At 67.2% G+C, this 16,339-nt stretch carries 16 protein-coding genes; 12 read left to right on the plus strand and 4 right to left on the minus strand.

Annotated elements, in window-relative coordinates:
• Positions 1-107 precede the first annotated feature (107 nt).
• Complete coding sequence (locus tag ABD974_RS02780) at positions 108-539, minus strand: hypothetical protein (protein WP_345301725.1); 432 nt, start codon at positions 537-539, stop codon at positions 108-110.
• A gap of 129 nt (positions 540-668) precedes the next feature.
• Here ABD974_RS02780 and dnaE point away from each other — a divergent pair, with 129 nt between their 5' ends.
• The 7 genes from dnaE to ABD974_RS02815 all read left to right on the plus strand — a co-directional run bounded on the left by dnaE (position 669) and on the right by ABD974_RS02815 (position 9,055).
• Positions 669-4,244: a DNA polymerase III subunit alpha gene (gene dnaE, locus ABD974_RS02785; protein WP_345301726.1), complete on the plus strand. Its 3,576-nt coding sequence runs from the start codon at positions 669-671 to the stop codon at positions 4,242-4,244.
• A gap of 92 nt (positions 4,245-4,336) precedes the next feature.
• Positions 4,337-5,296 carry an acetyl-CoA carboxylase carboxyltransferase subunit alpha gene (locus ABD974_RS02790; RefSeq protein ID WP_345301727.1) on the plus strand — a complete coding sequence of 320 codons (960 nt, stop codon included), beginning with the start codon at positions 4,337-4,339 and terminating at the stop codon, positions 5,294-5,296.
• A 160-nt stretch (positions 5,297-5,456) separates the two neighbouring features.
• On the plus strand, positions 5,457-6,515 hold the full coding sequence (gene ppk2, locus ABD974_RS02795; protein ID WP_345301728.1) for a polyphosphate kinase 2: 1,059 nt from the start codon (positions 5,457-5,459) through the stop codon (positions 6,513-6,515).
• A 130-nt stretch (positions 6,516-6,645) separates the two neighbouring features.
• Positions 6,646-7,317, plus strand: a complete 672-nt coding sequence (locus tag ABD974_RS02800; protein ID WP_345301729.1) for a transglycosylase domain-containing protein — start codon at positions 6,646-6,648, stop codon at positions 7,315-7,317.
• A gap of 251 nt (positions 7,318-7,568) precedes the next feature.
• Positions 7,569-7,940 (plus strand): HU family DNA-binding protein, encoded by a 372-nt coding sequence (locus ABD974_RS02805; RefSeq protein WP_345301730.1) that lies wholly within the window; start codon positions 7,569-7,571, stop codon positions 7,938-7,940.
• A gap of 150 nt (positions 7,941-8,090) precedes the next feature.
• Positions 8,091-8,378, plus strand: coding sequence for a helix-hairpin-helix domain-containing protein (locus tag ABD974_RS02810; protein ID WP_345301731.1), 288 nt, complete (start codon positions 8,091-8,093; stop codon positions 8,376-8,378).
• A 98-nt stretch (positions 8,379-8,476) separates the two neighbouring features.
• Positions 8,477-9,055, plus strand: a complete 579-nt coding sequence (locus tag ABD974_RS02815; protein ID WP_345301732.1) for a DUF1439 domain-containing protein — start codon at positions 8,477-8,479, stop codon at positions 9,053-9,055.
• A gap of 533 nt (positions 9,056-9,588) precedes the next feature.
• Here ABD974_RS02815 and ABD974_RS02820 read toward each other — a convergent pair.
• The 3 genes from ABD974_RS02820 to ABD974_RS02830 all read right to left on the minus strand — a co-directional run bounded on the left by ABD974_RS02820 (position 9,589) and on the right by ABD974_RS02830 (position 12,832).
• Positions 9,589-11,823: a DUF5916 domain-containing protein gene (locus ABD974_RS02820; RefSeq protein ID WP_345301733.1), complete on the minus strand. Its 2,235-nt coding sequence runs from the start codon at positions 11,821-11,823 to the stop codon at positions 9,589-9,591.
• Between the two features lie 197 nt (positions 11,824-12,020).
• The gene (locus tag ABD974_RS02825; protein ID WP_345301734.1) at positions 12,021-12,491 is read right to left on the minus strand and encodes an SET domain-containing protein; all 471 of its coding nucleotides are present in this window, start codon (positions 12,489-12,491) and stop codon (positions 12,021-12,023) included.
• 83 nt (positions 12,492-12,574) lie between these two features.
• On the minus strand, positions 12,575-12,832 hold the full coding sequence (locus ABD974_RS02830) for a hypothetical protein (RefSeq protein ID WP_345301735.1): 258 nt from the start codon (positions 12,830-12,832) through the stop codon (positions 12,575-12,577).
• Between the two features lie 194 nt (positions 12,833-13,026).
• Between ABD974_RS02830 and ABD974_RS02835 the strand changes: the two genes are divergently transcribed.
• The 5 genes from ABD974_RS02835 to ABD974_RS02855 are packed head-to-tail and all read left to right on the plus strand — an operon-like array spanning position 13,027 to position 16,339.
• On the plus strand, positions 13,027-13,473 hold the full coding sequence (locus ABD974_RS02835; protein WP_345301736.1) for an SUF system Fe-S cluster assembly regulator: 447 nt from the start codon (positions 13,027-13,029) through the stop codon (positions 13,471-13,473).
• 10 nt (positions 13,474-13,483) lie between these two features.
• Positions 13,484-14,971 (plus strand): Fe-S cluster assembly protein SufB, encoded by a 1,488-nt coding sequence (gene sufB / locus ABD974_RS02840; RefSeq protein ID WP_345301737.1) that lies wholly within the window; start codon positions 13,484-13,486, stop codon positions 14,969-14,971.
• A complete protein-coding gene (locus tag ABD974_RS02845) occupies positions 14,968-15,381 on the plus strand; it encodes an ACT domain-containing protein (RefSeq protein ID WP_345301738.1) in 414 nt (137 codons plus the stop codon). The genes sufB and ABD974_RS02845 overlap by 4 nt, the downstream gene beginning before the upstream one ends.
• On the plus strand, positions 15,378-15,623 hold the full coding sequence (locus ABD974_RS02850) for a CBU_0592 family membrane protein (RefSeq protein WP_345301739.1): 246 nt from the start codon (positions 15,378-15,380) through the stop codon (positions 15,621-15,623). Before ABD974_RS02845 ends, ABD974_RS02850 begins: the two co-directional genes overlap by 4 nt.
• A 59-nt stretch (positions 15,624-15,682) precedes the next feature.
• Positions 15,683-16,339, plus strand: a complete 657-nt coding sequence (locus tag ABD974_RS02855; RefSeq protein WP_345301740.1) for a hypothetical protein — start codon at positions 15,683-15,685, stop codon at positions 16,337-16,339.

Consider the following 16,339-nt stretch of genomic DNA (forward strand, 5'->3'; position numbering starts at 1 on the left):
GAACACACTCGCTGACGGCATGCCCACGGAGCGGTGACGCGCTCCGTGGGCGTCTCCTCCGCAGGTCCATGGCGCGACCGCACACGCGCCGGCGGTCTGCGTCGCCTTCAATCCGTCGACAGTCGCTTGCGGTTGCCGATGGTCAGATGCAGCGGCCACTGCGGTTCGCGCGGCAGACCGAGCGACTCGCGGTAGTCCAGCGCTTCGGGGCAGATCACCGGGTAGAACGCATACGGCCCGAACGCCTGCGGCGGATGGTGGTATTCGAAGGTCATCGGCTGTCCTTCCAGCGCGCGCCACAGCGGCGCGTCGGGCGGTTGGTCCTCCTGCACGATCGATACGTGAGGGCCCCACAGCGGGTCGTCGAGACTGCGAGTGCGATACGCGTCCAGCGCGTACAACTCGCGCAGATAGCGGCCGAGGTCGGGCTCGCACGCGAGGATCATCCAGCCGTCGGTGGTGCGGCCATCGCGACGCACGCGACCGCCGTCGGCACGCAGCGGCGGCGCGAAGCGGCAGATTCCGGTCAGGACGGGCATGGGCGGCGGCGAATGGGCTGGCGACGCGCATTGTCGCCGGTCGGCCGCAGCGCGGAAACCCGCGTCGTCAAGCCTTGCCCCCGACCGGGCCCGGCCCTACCCTGCCCGTCTGCGCCTCCCGGTCCGCCGATGTCCTCCCGCTTCGTCCATCTCCACCTGCACAGCGAATACTCGCTCGCCGACTCGACGGTCCGCATTCCGGAGCTCGTCGCCCGCTGCGTGGCCCAGGGCCAGCCGGCGGTGGCGATGACCGATCGCAACAACCTGTTCGCGCTGGTCAAGTTCTACAAGGCCTGCGAAGGCGCGGGCATCAAACCGATCGCCGGCGCCGACATCAGCGTCGCCGAAGGCGATGAGACGCCCTGGAAGCTGACCCTGCTGTGCCGCGACCGCAGCGGCTATCTCGCCCTCTCCCGGCTGCTCAGCCGCGCCTGGATGGAGGGCCAGCGCCACGATGGCGTGGTGGTGCGGCCGCAATGGCTGGCCGACGCCAACGAAGGCCTGTTCGCGCTGGCCGGTCGCCACAGCCAGGCCGGGCAACTGGCCGCCGGCAACCGCCACGACCTCGCGCTGCAGTGGCTGGGCGACTGGCAGCGCCATTTCGACGATCGCTTCCATCTCGAACTCACGCGCTGCGGGCTCGACGGCGAGGACGCCTTCAACGCCTTCGCCCTGCACGCGGCCGGCCAGCGCGGCTTGCCGGTGGTCGCCAGCAACGACGTGCGCTTCCTCGACGCCGACGGCTTCGAAGCGCACGAAGCGCGCGTGTGCATCGCCACCGGCCGCGTGCTGGACGACCCGAAGCGGCCGCGCGAATACAGCGCCCAGCAGTATCTGAAGACCACGGAAGACATGGCGGCGCTGTTCGCCGCCGATGCGCCGGACGCGATCGACAACGCGGTCGAACTGGCGAAGCGCTGCAACCTCGAACTCTCGCTGGGCAAGTACTACCTGCCGGCGTTCCCGGTGCCGGACGACCACACGCTCGACAGCTGGATCCGCAGGGAAGCGCACGACGGGCTGGAAAAACGCCTGCAGAAGTATCCGATGGCGCAGGGCCACGACCGCGCCAGCTACGCATCGCGCCTCGACATCGAACTCGACGTGATCGTGAAGATGGGCTTCCCCGGCTACTTCCTGATCGTGGCGGACTTCATCAACTGGGGAAAACAGCAGGGCATCCCGGTCGGCCCCGGCCGCGGTTCCGGCGCCGGCTCGCTGGTGGCGTGGGCGCTGGGCATCACCGACCTCGATCCGCTGCCCTACGATCTGCTGTTCGAGCGCTTCCTGAATCCGGAACGCGTGTCGATGCCCGACTTCGACATCGACTTCTGCATGGACCGCCGCGACGAAGTCATCGACTACGTCGCCGCGAAATACGGCCGCGACCGCGTCAGCCAGATCATCACCTACGGCACGATGTCGGCGAAGGCGGTGGTGCGCGACGTCGGCCGCGTGCTGGGCCTGCCCTACGGCTTCGTCGACAGCATTTCCAAGCTGATCCCGCTGCAGCCGGCCGATCCGCTGTCGCTGGAGGACGTGCTCGGCCGCAGTCCGCGCGCGCAGAAGGAACCGGATCGCGCGATCGGCGAGATCATCGAACGCTACAACAGCGAGGACGACGTCCGCGACCTGATCGATCTCGCGCTGCAGCTCGAAGATCTGACCCGCAACGCCGGCAAACACGCCGGCGGCGTGGTGATCGCACCGCAGCCGCTGTCGGAATTCTGCCCGCTGTTCGCCGAACACGACGGCGCCGGCAAGGGCCGCAACCCGGTGACCCAGTTCGACAAGGACGACGTCGAAACGATCGGCCTGGTGAAGTTCGACTTCCTCGGCCTGCGCACGCTGACGATCATCGACTGGGCGGTGAAGGCGATCAACGCCCGCCGCGCGCGTTCGGGCGAGGAACCGCTCGACATCGGCGCGCTGCCGCTCAACGACAAGGCCTCGTACGAACTGTTCGCGCGCGGCGACACGGTCGCGGTGTTCCAGTTCGAATCCCGCGGCATGCGCGAACTGCTGAAGCGCGCGAAACCCGACACCTTCGAAGACATCATCGCGCTCGCCGCGCTGTTCCGCCCCGGCCCGCTGGGCTCGGGGATGGATCGCGAATGGGTGGACCGCAAGCACGGTCGCACCGAGGTCAGCTATCCGCACCCGGCGCTGGAGCCGGTGCTGAAGCCGACCTACGGCGTGATCGTGTACCAGGAACAGGTGATGCAGATCGCGCAGGTGCTGGCCGGCTATTCGCTGGGCGGCGCCGACCTGCTGCGCCGCGCGATGGGCAAGAAGAAAGCCGAGGAAATGGCCAAGGAGCGCGCCAAGTTCGAAGCCGGTTCGGCCGAACGCGGCGTCGACCCGAAGACCGCGAGCCAGATCTTCGACCTGATGGAGAAATTCGCCGAGTACGGCTTCAACAAGTCGCACTCGGCCGCGTACGCGCTGGTCGCGTACCAGACCGCATGGCTGAAAGTGCACTACCCGGCCGAATTCATGGCCGCGGTGCTGTCCTCGGACATGGACAACACCGACAAGGTGGTGAGCTTCCTCGACGAGGCGCGCGCGCTGCGCATCGACGTGCTGCCGCCGGACGTGAACGGTTCGAACTACATGTTCGAGGCGATCGACGACCGGACCATCCGCTACGGCCTGGGCGCGGTGAAGGGCGTCGGCCGCGGCGCCTGCGAAGCCATCGCCGAGGAACGCGCGAACGCCGGCCGTTACGCCGACCTGCTCGATTTCTGCAAGCGCGTGGACACCGCCAAACTCAACCGGCGCACGCTCGAAGCGCTGATCAGCGCAGGTGCGCTCGATGCGCTGGCGCCGAACCGCGCTTCGCTGATGCTGCAGTTGCCGGAAGTGCTGAAGGCCACCGACCAGATCAACCGCAACCGCAATGCCGGCATGGTCGACATGTTCGGCAACAGCAGCGGCGCGCCGGACATCGCCATCGATCTGCCGACCTGTGCCGAATGGCCGCTGTCGCAGAAACTCAACGGCGAACGCGAGACCCTGGGCCACTATCTCAGCGGCCATCCGCTGGACCCGTATCGCGACGAACTGCAGAGCCTGGTCGGCACGCACCTGGGGCGGCTCGATCAGCTGTACGAAAGCGCTGCGCCCGCGCGCGGCCGCAGCCAGGGCGGCGAGGACGGCGGCGGCCGCCAGTGGCGCGCCGAGGCGACGGTCATTCTCGCCGGGCAGGTCGTCGGCATGCGCAAGCGCGGCGATTCGCAGGCCTTCGTGCATCTGGAGGACGGCCGCGGCCGGATCGAGTGCGCGTTCTTCGCCGAAGCCTATTTCGAATACCAGACCCTGCTGACCCGCGATCGCATCCTGATCGTCGAGGGCGGGCTGCGCGAGGACGAGTTCAGCGGCGGCTTCGCCCTGCGCGCACGCCGCTGCTGGGACTTCCGGCAGATCTGCGCGCAGCAGGCGCAGCGGCTGTCGCTGCGCCTGGACCTGCGCGAACCGGGCCTGATGCAGAAGGTGGAAGGCCTGCTCGCCCAGCACCGTCCCGGTCACACCCCGCTGCGGCTCGACCTGCTGCTGCCCCAGGGCACCGCCGGCACCCTGGACCTCAACGGCGGCCAGTCGGTACGGGTGGAAGCCGACCTGCCCAGCGCCCTGCGCGCCCTGCCGGGCGTGCGCGCGGTCAAGGTCGCGATGACCAAGCCCTGGGCCGGCACGGGCGGCGCCTGACGCGCATACCCCCGCGTACGGCGGTTCCGGACGAGGTCCGTTAGACTGGAGATCCACAGACAGCCCAGGCCAAGGACCGCCGAACGCACCGCATGAATCCGAATTATCTCGATTTCGAACAGCCCATCGCCGACCTCGAAGCGAAGATCCGCGAACTGCGCCAGGCCAGCACCGGCCCCGCGGTGAACATCGACGCCGAAGTCCGCGCACTGGAAGACAAACTCCGCCTGCGCACCGCACAGATCTTCCGCGACCTGAGCGCATGGCAGGTCTCGCAGCTGGCCCGGCATCCGGCGCGTCCCTACACCCTGGATTATCTGCGCGTGATCTGCGACCAGTTCCAGGAACTGGCCGGCGACCGCGCCTTCGCCAACGACAACGCGATCGTCGGCGGCCTCGCCCGCATCAACGGCCGCAGCGTGATGGTGATCGGCCACGAAAAGGGCCGCGACACCAAGACCAAGGTCCGCCGCAACTTCGGCATGCCCAAGCCCGAGGGGTATCGCAAAGCGCTGCGCCTGATGAAGATGGCCGAGCGCTTCCGCCTGCCGGTGCTGACCTTCATCGACACCGCCGGCGCCTGGCCGGGCATCGATGCCGAGGAACGCGGGCAGTCCGAAGCGATCGCCCGCAACCTGATGGAAATGGCCGAACTGAAGGTGCCGATCCTCTGCACCGTGATCGGCGAAGGCGGTTCCGGCGGCGCGCTGGCCATCGGCGTCGGCGATCGCACGATCATGCTCGAATACAGCACCTACTCGGTGATCTCGCCGGAAGGGTGCGCATCGATTCTGTGGAAGACCGCGGACAGGAAGCAGGATGCCGCCGAAGCGATGGCGATCACCGCGAAGCGCCTCAAGGACCTCGGCCTGATCGACAAGATCGTGCGCGAACCCATCGGCGGTGCGCACCGCAATCCGGTGCAGATGGCCAAGCGACTCAAGGCCGTGCTGATGAACGAACTCGACGCGCTGGAAGCCCTGCCCGCCGACGAACTGGTCGATCGCCGCTATCGCCGCCTGCGCGGCTATGGCGCCTACGAAGCCGCCTGACCGGCTGCGACCTGCGGCGCGCATGCGTCGCCGCAGGTCGTGCGCAAACTTGACCCGGCTCAAGCGCGCCCGCCCCGGCGCGCGGACGATGGAAACGGCATCCGGCACCGCATCGACGGATACGGATGCCGTGCATGTCCATCGTCGCCAGGAGCCCCTCATGCCCGTCTCGCGTTCGCGCAAACCATCGCAATCCCGTACCGCTTCGACACCGCGCACGCGGCGCGAACCGCAGGCCACCGCAGCCGCCGCGGACGCGCCGACCGCATCCGAGAGTTCCGCAACGCGAACGAACGGCAATGCTGCCGCACCCGCACCCGCACCGGAAGCCGCGATGCCGCCGGAAGCCACACGGCCGCTGGAAGCCGGACTGTCGCCGGAAGCCGCCCTGCGGATGGATGCCGTTCCGCTGACCGACGAGGACAGCACCAGCGCGCCGCTGCCCGCGGACTACCCCTACCGCACCCGGCTGCGCCGATCCGAATACGAAGCCGAGAAGAAGAAACTGCAGATCGAACTGCTGAAGGTCCAGAGCTGGGTGAAGGACACCGGCCAGCGCATCGTGGTGCTCTTCGAAGGCCGCGACGCCGCGGGCAAGGGTGGCGCCATCAAGCGCTTCACCGAACATCTCAATCCGCGTGGCGCGCGCGTGGTCGCACTGGAAAAGCCAAACGACCAGGAACGCGGCCAGTGGTATTTCCAGCGCTACATCGAACATCTGCCGACGACCGGCGAAATCGTGTTCTTCGACCGCAGCTGGTACAACCGCGCCGGCGTCGAACGCGTGATGGGCTTCTGTTCGCCCGCCGAATATCTGGAGTTCCTGCGCGAAGCCCCTGAATTCGAACGCATGCTGGTGCGCAGCGGCATCCGCCTCTACAAGTTCTGGTTCTCGGTCAGCCGCGAGGAACAGCTGCGCCGCTTCAAGTCACGGCGCAGCGATCCGCTGAAACACTGGAAACTGTCGCCGATCGACCTGCAGTCGCTGGACAAATGGCCGGAATACACCGAAGCGAAGAACGGGATGTTCTTCCACACCGATACCGCGGACGCACCGTGGGTGGTGGTGAAGTCCGACGACAAGAAACGCGCGCGACTCAACTGCATGCGCCATTTCCTTGAGACCCTGCCATATCCCGGCAAGGCGCCGCAGGTGGCGCGCCCCGCCGATCCGCTGATCGTCGGCACCGCCGCGAACGTGCTCGCGAACGGTCAGTAGACACGGCGACAACGGTGACGCCCGCCGCCGCTTGCGGCGGGCGTGCGCAGTACCCGAGACTCGACGCTCACGAACGGATCGCCGGATCGGACCGGCGGGAGCGGAGATGCGCGGATCTGCGCGATGGGCGATGCGACTGCCGGCAGCGACGCTGTTGGCGACAGCGATGCTGTACATGGCGCTCTGCTTCGTGTCCTACGCGGCCGGCGCACGCCATCTGCCGGCCACGCTCGCACCGAATCCGTATCGCGCGCCGGCCACGATCCGCGCGCAGTTCCTTGCGATGGAAGCGCCGACCGCGCGTGCGCTGCCGCGCCTGAATCCGTTGACCTGGCTGCCGCATGCCCTGTGGGAGATGTCGGGCGACCGCCGCCCCGGCGACGCAAGTCGACTGCTGACATCGACGGCCCGGGTCGTGGCCTCCCGCGATCGCGACATGCCGCGCGGCTTCGATCGCCATTTCGCGGAAATCGCCCTGGCCATCCGCATCGGCCGGAACTGGACGCCGGACGATGCCGCGAACACGCTGCTCGCGGAATCCCGGTTCCGCCGGGATGTCGTCGGTATCGAATCGGCGGCGCGATCCATGTTCGGCGTACCGGCCAACGCACTCCGGCCGCAGGAAAGCCTGGCATTGATCGCGCTGATGCAGGCGCCTTCCTGGTACGCCCCGGACTGTCACCGGCATCGTTTCGACCAGCGATATGCGCATCTGGCACGGAGGCTCGGACACACCGGGCCGGACTGGACCGCAGCGGCCGCGTTGACGCGATTCCGGCCGATGTCCTGCGACCGTCGCTGAGCGCCGCGCGGCGCCGGAATGATGTCCGCATCGCGCGGCGGACCGCGTTTTTCGGGGCTCGGTATCGTCATCGCGGGTTTTTCGCCGCGCAGCGCGGCCGTTCCGCGACCGGACCGCGAAAACAGGCGGAAAAAGCCTGAAAAAAAGCCGCTCGGGGGCTTGGCGTCGAGGGTACCTTGGCCTACAGTGCGCATGCCGGCCAGATCCGGCCCCAAGACAGATCAACCATCCGACGAGGAAAACGAATTCTCATGGCAACGAAAAAGAAAGCCGCCAAGAAGGCCGCCGCGAAGCCGGCCGCCGCCAAGCCGATCAAGGACGTGATGAGCAAGTCCGCTCTGGTCGCCCACATCGCCGGCGCCACCGAAGTGGCCGCGAAAGACGTCCGCGCCGTGATGGCCGCTCTCGAAGGTGCCATCCACGCCTCGATCGGCAAGAAGGGCGCCGGCCAGTTCGTGCTGCCGGGCGTGCTGAAGATCACCGCCGTGAGCGTGGCCGCCAAGCCGAAGCGCAAGGGCATCAACCCGTTCACCGGTCAGGAAACCACCTTCGCCGCCAAGCCGGCCACCGTGAAGGTCAAGGTCCGTCCGATGAAGAAGCTCAAGGACGCCGCCACGGCCTGATCGCCGTCGCTGTCCTTCCCGTCGCGGCCCGTTCGCGACGGCGAACGAAAGGCCGGATCTCCGCGAGGAATCCGGTCTTTTCGTTTCAGCGGCATTCCGTGTTCCGCATGCTGTCCGCATCCCTCTTTCCATTGCGACACCGCACACACCATGGCCAAAGCCCGACACGCGTCCGAGGTGCGTCGCTTCACCGACATCCCGAATGTCGGCCCGGCCACCGCCGGCGATTTCGAACGCCTCGGACTGCGCGCGCCCGCGGAGCTGGCCCGCTGCGACGGATTCGCGCTTTACCACAGACTTTGCGAGATCACCGGCGTGCGCCACGATCCCTGCGTGATCGATGTGTTCCTGGCGGCCGTGGATTTCATGCAGGGCGCACCCGCGCGACCGTGGTGGCATTACACGCCGCAGCGCAAGGCCGCGCTGGAACGCGGCTGAGCGCGGCCCAGATCAGCGACGCAGATATCGGCGGCACGGATCAACCGCGGTTCACCGATCGCACCTATGCTTCACGGAACCCTCCGGAGCACAACGCCATGACCGACCCGCGCCGCCGCAGCTTCCTGCGCATCGCCGCCCTCGCCGCCACCGCCACGCTCCTCGCCGGCTGCGCCGCGCTGGACACCGCGCAGGCGCTGCTCGGCAACCAGGTCGCGTTCACCGCACCGCAGTTGCAGGCGCAGCTCGATCGCCATTACCCGCGCCGGTACGAACAGCTCGGCGGTCTGGTCGAACTCACGGTGATGAATCCGCGGATCGCGTTGCCCGAGAACAGCACGCGACTGCATCTCGATTTCGATGTCGGCGTCGACGGAATGGGCCTGCGCAGCGACCGAACCGCCGGCCATTTCGCGATCACCAGCGGCCTGCGCTACGACACCCGCGCCAACGCGCTGTATCTGGAAGAACCGGAACTGGAATCGGCGGAGCTGCCGCTGCTCGGCGGACGCATGAACGCGACCGGCCGCGATCTGATCAACGGCTGGCTGCGCGACTACGCGCGCAGCGAACCGGTCTATCGGCTCGATGCGGACCTGCAGGACAAGCTCGGCGCGCGCCAGGTCGCCGGCACCCTGATCCAGAACGGCCGCGTGGTGATCAAGCTCGATCGATAGGCGGCGATCTCCGCAACGGCATCGCTGCGAAAATTCCGGTAGAGCCTGATGTCTCCCCAGAAATTCCTCATGAGATGCTGTGATTTGTCGGTTTCAATGGCATTTTTGAGCCGGTTCTGGGCTTGATCTGCCGGGGCCCCTGGTCGCGACGGGTTTCGCGGATCTGGCCCAACGGGCGCGCGGCAGGACGCCGCGCGTTTTTCGACAGGACACGGATGTCCTGTCGAAAAACCCCGCGAAACCCGTGGACCCGGCGCAACGCGCCGGGCGCGACCGACGGGGTGTGCTTTCTTTGGGTCACTCTTTCTTTGCACAAGCAAAGAAAGGTGACTCGCTCGCGGCAGCGAGCGAAACCAAGGCCGAGCGGAAGACCGTTCTGCAAGCCTTCGTAGCAAGTTGGATTCCAATCGATCGAAAGCAGGTCCCTCGCCTGCGGTTCGGGATGACAGCCGTATCCAGAATGGCCAAAACCCGATGATCTGTTGAGGGAAAAAGTGAGGATACCTCAGCAGTAGAGCGGGCCCGAGCCGTCCTCAGATCTCGAAGCGATAGGACAGCTTCAGCAGCAACTGCTCGCTGTCGCGCAGATCGAAGGCGCCCGCGAACTCCTCGCGGGCCGAGTACGGGCCGGCGCCGGCGTCGAACATCGCACCGCCGCGCACGTACGCCATATACAGATACGACAGCGGCGCGAATTCGTAGCGGTAGCGCACCTGGAACCCGAGGTTGCGCAAGGCGAAGTCGTCGATGACATCGGCGCTGCGCACCGGCGTGCCGTCGGCGGCCACGCGCCAGGCGCGCTTGGCGTCGGCATCCAGCCCAAGCGCTTCCAGGCGCACGCGCAGTTCCTGTTTCGAACCGAGCAGCCAGACGCTGCCGGCGTTGAGGAACACTTGGTCGGCGCCGTACGTCCCCAGCAGATTGCCGCCGCGCCACAGCAGCCAGTCGGGATTGCGCTGCAATTCCAGGCCCGCGAAGAAGCTCAGGTTGTCGTTCACCGCATAATTCGGCTCGATGTACGCCGTCCACGCGCCGCGATCCACGCCGCCCAGACCTTCGGCGCCGTAGCGCAGACTGCCGTACAGAGACCAGTGTTTCTTCTTCGGAATGAAACGCTCGGCGAACAGGAACAGACGGCCCGGATGCTTCACCACGCCGTTGCCGCGGGTGATCAGATCGTCGTGGCCGGATGTCCAGCCGGCTATTTCCATGAACTGGTTGCCGCCATCGCGGCGTTCGCTGCCGCGGTTGATCGCGAAGGCATCGGCGATCTTCACGCCATCGTCGTTGACCCGGCGCGACACGGCATAACGCCACTGGTGCGATGCGTACGGGGACGTCTCCGGCAGCGCGGTGATCCGCCGCGACAGTTCGTAGCGGGCGTAGTTGAAATTGTTGCGGTCAAGGAAGCCGAAATCGTTGAGCTGCAGGTCGCCACCGGTGTGCAGGAGATAGAGTTGCTGGCGCCATGCCGGGTCGATCTGGTGATCGATCCGCAACTGCCCGCCGGTGTCGCGCACCGTGTCGCCGCGCTGCAGGATGCTGGAGCCGACGAGATTGCTGCGGATGGTCCATTTGTCGTTCGGCGACCAGCGATGATCCAGCGCGAAGACGGTCGCCTCGCGATCGAGGAACGGGCGGTTCACGCGGGTCACCATGGCGCCGAGGCCCTGCCCCTGGAAATCGCGGGTCGCGCGCAACGCATAGAAATCGCGGCCTGCGCTGTCGCCTTCGGTGGCGGCGAACACGCCGTAACCGAAACCGGCGGCGCTGCCGTTGATCTTGACCGCCGCGGTGACGTCGCCGGCGCCGCTGCCGTCGTCCGCCGGCGCGCCGACGCGTCGGGTATAGACCAGTTGCTGGGCGTTGCCGAGCGAACCGAACGGCACCTCGAAATACCCCTGGTTCTCGGTGAAGAACGGACGCTTGTCGCCGAAGAAGGTTTCGACCGCGCCGAAGTTGACGACGATGCCGTCGCTCTCGACCTGACCGAAATCCGGATTGAGGGTGGCGCTGAGCTGGAACTGGCCGCTGGGCTTCCAGAACAGGTCGACGCCGGCATCGATATCGGCCTTGCCGTCGACGTTGTCGACCAGACCGACCACGTACGGCGTGACCGCCAGCAGCGACTGGCTGAACTGCGGCACCTCGACCTTGTTCAGCGCGCTGAGATAGCGCTGTTCGTTGAAACTGATCGCCGGCCAGGCCATGCGCTCGTTGCTGTCGCCGATCACGCGGTCGAACGCGATGCCGATCGTGCGCTTGCCGCCGACATCGTTGCGCATCGGCGCGATGTGCCAGGGAATCAGCAGTTCCGCGGACCAGCCGTGTTCGTCCTCGGCCACCGCATGCGACCAGTGGCCGTCCCAGTCGCCGTTGAACTGGTTTTCGTTGCTGATCGTGCTGTCGGCGATGCCGTTCGACAGCGCGACCATGAAGTTGTAGCCGCTGCGGCCGTCGCCGTCGAAGTCCACATAGACGTTGACCCGGTCGACGTTGCCGTTGTTGTCGCGCTGGAACCGCTGGCGGGTGCGCGGCACGTCGGCCGGCTGCAGGTTGCGGAACGCCACCGCCAGACCGTCGGCGGTGGCCATGTACATGGCTTCGGTGCGGTGCCGGCTCGGCTCGCGGGTCAACGGCTGGGTCATGCGGAAGTCGTCGACGCGCTGCGCGCCCGACCATTCCGCCTCGTCGACCCTGCCGTCGATGTCGAGCGCCAGCGCCGGTGGCGCCATCAGGACCGCCGCGGCGATGAACAGAGCGCGCATGGCGGTCTCCCGTCGTGAAGTTGGGCGCATCCTGCACCCGTCGCCACGAGCGGACGACTGTCTTTAGTCACGGGAACTTTCCGCCCCTGCGCATCCTGCGTCACACGGGCTGTGCCGACCTTGGCGGCAACGCCGGCGGCGCGCCGCCGTGCGTGCGCGCGGTGGATCTGTTCAGTGCATGGGGTCAGCGCATGTTCTCAGCGCTTCGGCTGAAGCATGGTCCCGGTGCACTTCTTCGAGCCGCAGCGGCAGCCCCAGAGTTTCTTCAGCTTGGCGGTGTGCGGTTCGTCCAGCACGATGCCGTAGTTGTAGGTCAGTTCTTCGCCGGGCGCGATATCGCGGATCGCCTCGATGAAGATCTTGTCCTTGTGCGATTTGCCCTTGGCGTTCTCTTCCTGCACGGCCTCGCAGTTCGGCGAGCAGCTGTGGTTGATCCAGCGCGCGATGTTGCCGCCCTCGTTGGCGTCGAGCACATAGTCTTCGTTGAGCGTGAACAGGAAGGTGTGGCCGTTCTCCTGCGCTTCGCCGTACAGCTTGTCCACTTCGGCGTGGGTGCGCATCGTGCCCTTGTAGCGGACGATGCGCTCGCCCTTGCGGATCGCCTCGTCGGCGAACACGCCGTTGCCGTGGATGGACGAAAGACGGGCGACGATCTTCTTCTTCGGCATGGCGGGAACGGTTCCGGCTGAAAGTTGCGTGGGCATCGATTATGGCCCATGCCGGCCTGCGCGGCACGTCGTTCCGGCCCGCCTCAGAACAGCCGATGCCACAGGCCGGTCCACCAGAACGCCATGCCCAGACCGAAGGCGGTCCAGAACAGCGACTTGAAACCGCGCCACATGCGCCAGGCGACGAAGACCGCGGCCGCGGCCAACAGCCAGCGCAGCAGCCGCGAACGCTCTGCGCCCGCGGGCGCGGCGACCGCGCGCTCGACCAGTTGGCCGACGCTGTTCTGCAGGGTGGTCTGAAAGGCACTGCGTTCGAATCGGGTGTCGGTGCGGGCGTTCATCGTGGGCTCCTGCGTCCGGGAGTGGACGCCGCCCATTCTCCACAGCCACCGCCGAGGCACGATTGGCCACCGTCAGCCATCGCTGATGACAGCCGTCATGCCGCCGTCGCATCGGCGCATTTGAGTCGACCAGACCGAAAGCGTACAATTTCGGTCCTGTATCCAGCCAGCGCGCCCGCCGCCCGCCAGACCGCATGCTCCGCGTCACCCGACTCACCGATTACGCCACCGTGGTGCTGACCGTCCTGGCCAGCGCGCCCGACGTCGTGCTCAGCGCCAGCGGCCTGGCCGAACGCGCCGGCCTGGAAGCGCCGACCGTGGCCAAGCTGCTGAAGCCGCTGGCGCAGGCCGGGCTGGTGCAGGCCTTCCGCGGCGCGACCGGCGGCTATCGCCTGGCGCGACCGGCCGCCGAGATCTCGCTGGTCGAAATCGTCGAAGCGATGGAAGGCCCGCTGGCGATGACCGAATGCAGCGTGCACGCGGGCCAGTGCGGGATCGAACACTCCTGCGGCGCCCGCGCCAACTGGCGCCGGATCAACGACGTCGTCGCCGACGCCCTGCGCCGGGTATCGCTGGCCGACATGGCGTTGCCCGTCGTCGAGAACCGCAAGGCCATTCCCGTCGCATTGGCGTCGGGCTGAGGACTCTCCCATGAACGTCATCGAACCACAGACCGTCGACGCGCCCGCTCCCGAAGCGCCCGTGCAGAACGCCGGCATCCTCGAACAGCTCGGGCGCCGCTACGACGCCGGCTTCGTCACCGACATCGAGACCGACACCCTGCCGCCGGGGCTGAACGAAGACGTGATCCGCTTCCTCTCGGCGAAGAAGGAAGAACCCGAGTGGATGACCGAGTGGCGGCTCGCCGCCTACCGGCACTGGCTGACGATGACGCCGCCGCACTGGGCCAAGCTGCAGATCGCCGAGATCGATTTCCAGTCGATCAGCTACTACGCCGCGCCCAAGGGCCCGAAGTACGCCTCGATCGACGACGTGCCCAAGGAACTGCTGGACACCTACGACAAGCTCGGCGTGCCGCTGCACGAGCGCGCCAAGCTCGCCGGCGTGGCGGTGGACGCGGTGTTCGACTCGGTCAGCGTCGGCACCACCTTCCGCAAGGAACTGGCCGAGAAGGGCATCGTGTTCTGCTCGATGTCGGAAGCCATCAAGGACCATCCCGATCTGGTGAAGCGCTATCTCGGCAGCGTGGTGCCGACCGGCGACAACTATTTCGCGGCGCTGAATTCCGCGGTGTTCTCCGACGGCAGTTTCGTGTTCATCCCGAAGGGCGTGCGCTGCCCGATGGAGCTGAGCACGTATTTCCGCATCAACGCGATGAATACCGGCCAGTTCGAGCGCACCCTGATCGTGGCCGAAGAGAAAAGCCACGTCAGCTACCTCGAAGGCTGCACCGCGCCGATGCGCGACGAGAACCAGCTGCACGCCGCGGTGGTCGAGCTGGTGGCGCTGGAAGACGCCGAAATCAAGTATTCGACGGTGCAGAACTGGTACCCCGGCGACGAAAACGGCGTCGGCGGCATCTACAACTTCGTGACCAAGCGCGGCGAATGCCGCGGCGCGCGCAGCAAGATCAGCTGGACCCAGGTCGAGACCGGTTCGGCGATCACCTGGAAGTACCCGTCCTGCGTGCTGATCGGCGACGATTCGGTCGGCGAGTTCCATTCGGTCGCGCTGACCCATCATCGCCAGCAGGCCGACACCGGCACCAAGATGATCCACGTCGGCAAGCGCACCAAGTCGAAGATCGTCAGCAAGGGCATCAGCGCCGGCCGCGGCCAGAACAGCTACCGCGGGCTGGTGAAGGTCGAGCGCGGCGCCGACGGCGCGCGCAACCATACCCAATGCGACAGCCTGCTGATCGGCAAACGCTGCGGCGCGCACACCTTCCCGTACGTGGAGGTGAAGAATCCGACCGCGACCGTCGAGCACGAAGCCACCACCTCCAAGATCAGCGACGACCAGCTGTTCTACTGCCGCAGCCGCGGGATTTCCGAGGAAGACGCGGTGTCGATGATCGTCGACGGGTTCTGCCGCTCGGTGTTCCGCGAACTGCCGATGGAATTCGCGGTGGAAGCCAAGAAGCTGCTGGAAGTCTCGCTGGAAGGCTCGGTGGGATGAACGACCGCTCCGCCATCGCGCCGCCCCCCGGCGAAACCGATCTGCAGCGGCTGCTGGCCGGCCTGGCGCCGACGCTGGCCGAGCGCCCGCGCGCGATCCGCACCCAGCCCGCCGACGCACCGGTGCCGGCCGACGCGATCATGCTGTTCCGCGAGGACGAAGGCCTGACCGTGGTGGTCGCCGACGACGACGGCGTCGACGCCGCGCACTGGGCGCAGATCACCCTGCGCATCCATTCCAGCCTCGAAGCGGTGGGCATGATGGCGGCGATCGCCACCGCGCTCGCCGCGCGCGGCATTCCCTGCAACGCCGTGTCGGCCTACTACCACGATCACCTGTTCGTGCCGTGGGAACGTCGCGCGGACGCGATGCGTGCGCTGCACGCGCTCACCGAAGGTCATTCCGCATGAGCACCAGCGATCTCATCGGCACGTTCGGCGTGTCCATCCTGCTGATCGCCTTCGTGCTCAATCAGCGGCGGACGATCTCCGAGCACTCGCGCACGTTCCTGGTCATGAACATGATCGGCGCCCTGCTCTGCGCGTATTCCGCTTGGCTGGTGCGCTTCATGCCGTTCGTGGTGCTGGAAACGGTGTGGGCGCTGTTCGCCGCGTGGGGCCTGTGGCGCTGGTCGCCCGCGACCGCGGACTGACCCGACCCGATACGACGCACATCGAAGCGACAACACCGACAACGACCAGGACGAGCACCATGACCCGCAACGACAAGACGTCGCCCCCCCTGATGCTGATGCTGTGCGCCGGCATCGCGCTGGGCGCGTGCAGCCGGCAGCAGGATCCGTCGCCTGCCGCCGCGCCGGCGCCGGTCGAAGCGCCCGCCCCGGCCGCGGACGCCCCCGCTGAGGCCGCACCGCCTTCGCCCCCGGTTGACGCCACGCCGACCGCGCCCGCGACCTACGAGTTCGCGTTCACCGCGCAAGGCGATGCCGCCGACAAGGATGCCCGGGTCGTGCGCTGGGAAGGCGGCCCCTGCGGCGAATCGCCGGTGGCGCGGGTGCAAGTCATGCCGCTCGACGACAAGGCGCTGCTGCCGGATTTCGTGGTCGAGTACGACACCGCCGGCAAGGAAATCAAACGCTGGGGCAAGCCCTACGAAGCCGAAGTGATCGGCCTGGACGGCGACCGCCTCTCGTTCCGCACCGACGCTTCGCACGCGTACTGGACCGATCCGGCCGGTGCGATCGGCGCGCTCGAAGCCGGCGACGCGCCGCCACCCGCGCTCGATGCGCCGTTGCTGGACTGCCCCGCGCTGCCGACCTTCGCGAAATCCGAATACGAACAATGCTACGACGTCGCCGACGCCGCCGGCCAGCGCCGCAAGCTCGCCTGGGAAGGCGTGTGCAGCTGA

The sequence above is a fragment of the Lysobacter hankyongensis genome (assembly GCF_039543145.1).
Classification (GTDB): Bacteria; Pseudomonadota; Gammaproteobacteria; order Xanthomonadales; family Xanthomonadaceae; genus Lysobacter_I; species Lysobacter_I hankyongensis.

Bases quoted from the DNA above. Each gene is read 5' to 3' on its own strand.
- ABD974_RS02780 (WP_345301725.1), bottom strand. From the start codon at position 539: ATGCCCGTCCTGACCGGAATCTGCCGCTTCGCGCCGCCGCTGCGTGCC.
- dnaE (WP_345301726.1), top strand. From the start codon at position 669: ATGTCCTCCCGCTTCGTCCATCTCCACCTGCACAGCGAATACTCGCTC.
- ABD974_RS02790 (WP_345301727.1), top strand. From the start codon at position 4,337: ATGAATCCGAATTATCTCGATTTCGAACAGCCCATCGCCGACCTCGAA.
- ppk2 (WP_345301728.1), top strand. From the start codon at position 5,457: ATGCCCGTCTCGCGTTCGCGCAAACCATCGCAATCCCGTACCGCTTCG.
- ABD974_RS02800 (WP_345301729.1), top strand. From the start codon at position 6,646: ATGCGACTGCCGGCAGCGACGCTGTTGGCGACAGCGATGCTGTACATG.
- ABD974_RS02805 (WP_345301730.1), top strand. From the start codon at position 7,569: ATGGCAACGAAAAAGAAAGCCGCCAAGAAGGCCGCCGCGAAGCCGGCC.
- ABD974_RS02810 (WP_345301731.1), top strand. From the start codon at position 8,091: ATGGCCAAAGCCCGACACGCGTCCGAGGTGCGTCGCTTCACCGACATC.
- ABD974_RS02815 (WP_345301732.1), top strand. From the start codon at position 8,477: ATGACCGACCCGCGCCGCCGCAGCTTCCTGCGCATCGCCGCCCTCGCC.
- ABD974_RS02820 (WP_345301733.1), bottom strand. From the start codon at position 11,823: ATGCGCGCTCTGTTCATCGCCGCGGCGGTCCTGATGGCGCCACCGGCG.
- ABD974_RS02825 (WP_345301734.1), bottom strand. From the start codon at position 12,491: ATGCCGAAGAAGAAGATCGTCGCCCGTCTTTCGTCCATCCACGGCAAC.
- ABD974_RS02830 (WP_345301735.1), bottom strand. From the start codon at position 12,832: ATGAACGCCCGCACCGACACCCGATTCGAACGCAGTGCCTTTCAGACC.
- ABD974_RS02835 (WP_345301736.1), top strand. From the start codon at position 13,027: ATGCTCCGCGTCACCCGACTCACCGATTACGCCACCGTGGTGCTGACC.
- sufB (WP_345301737.1), top strand. From the start codon at position 13,484: ATGAACGTCATCGAACCACAGACCGTCGACGCGCCCGCTCCCGAAGCG.
- ABD974_RS02845 (WP_345301738.1), top strand. From the start codon at position 14,968: ATGAACGACCGCTCCGCCATCGCGCCGCCCCCCGGCGAAACCGATCTG.
- ABD974_RS02850 (WP_345301739.1), top strand. From the start codon at position 15,378: ATGAGCACCAGCGATCTCATCGGCACGTTCGGCGTGTCCATCCTGCTG.
- ABD974_RS02855 (WP_345301740.1), top strand. From the start codon at position 15,683: ATGACCCGCAACGACAAGACGTCGCCCCCCCTGATGCTGATGCTGTGC.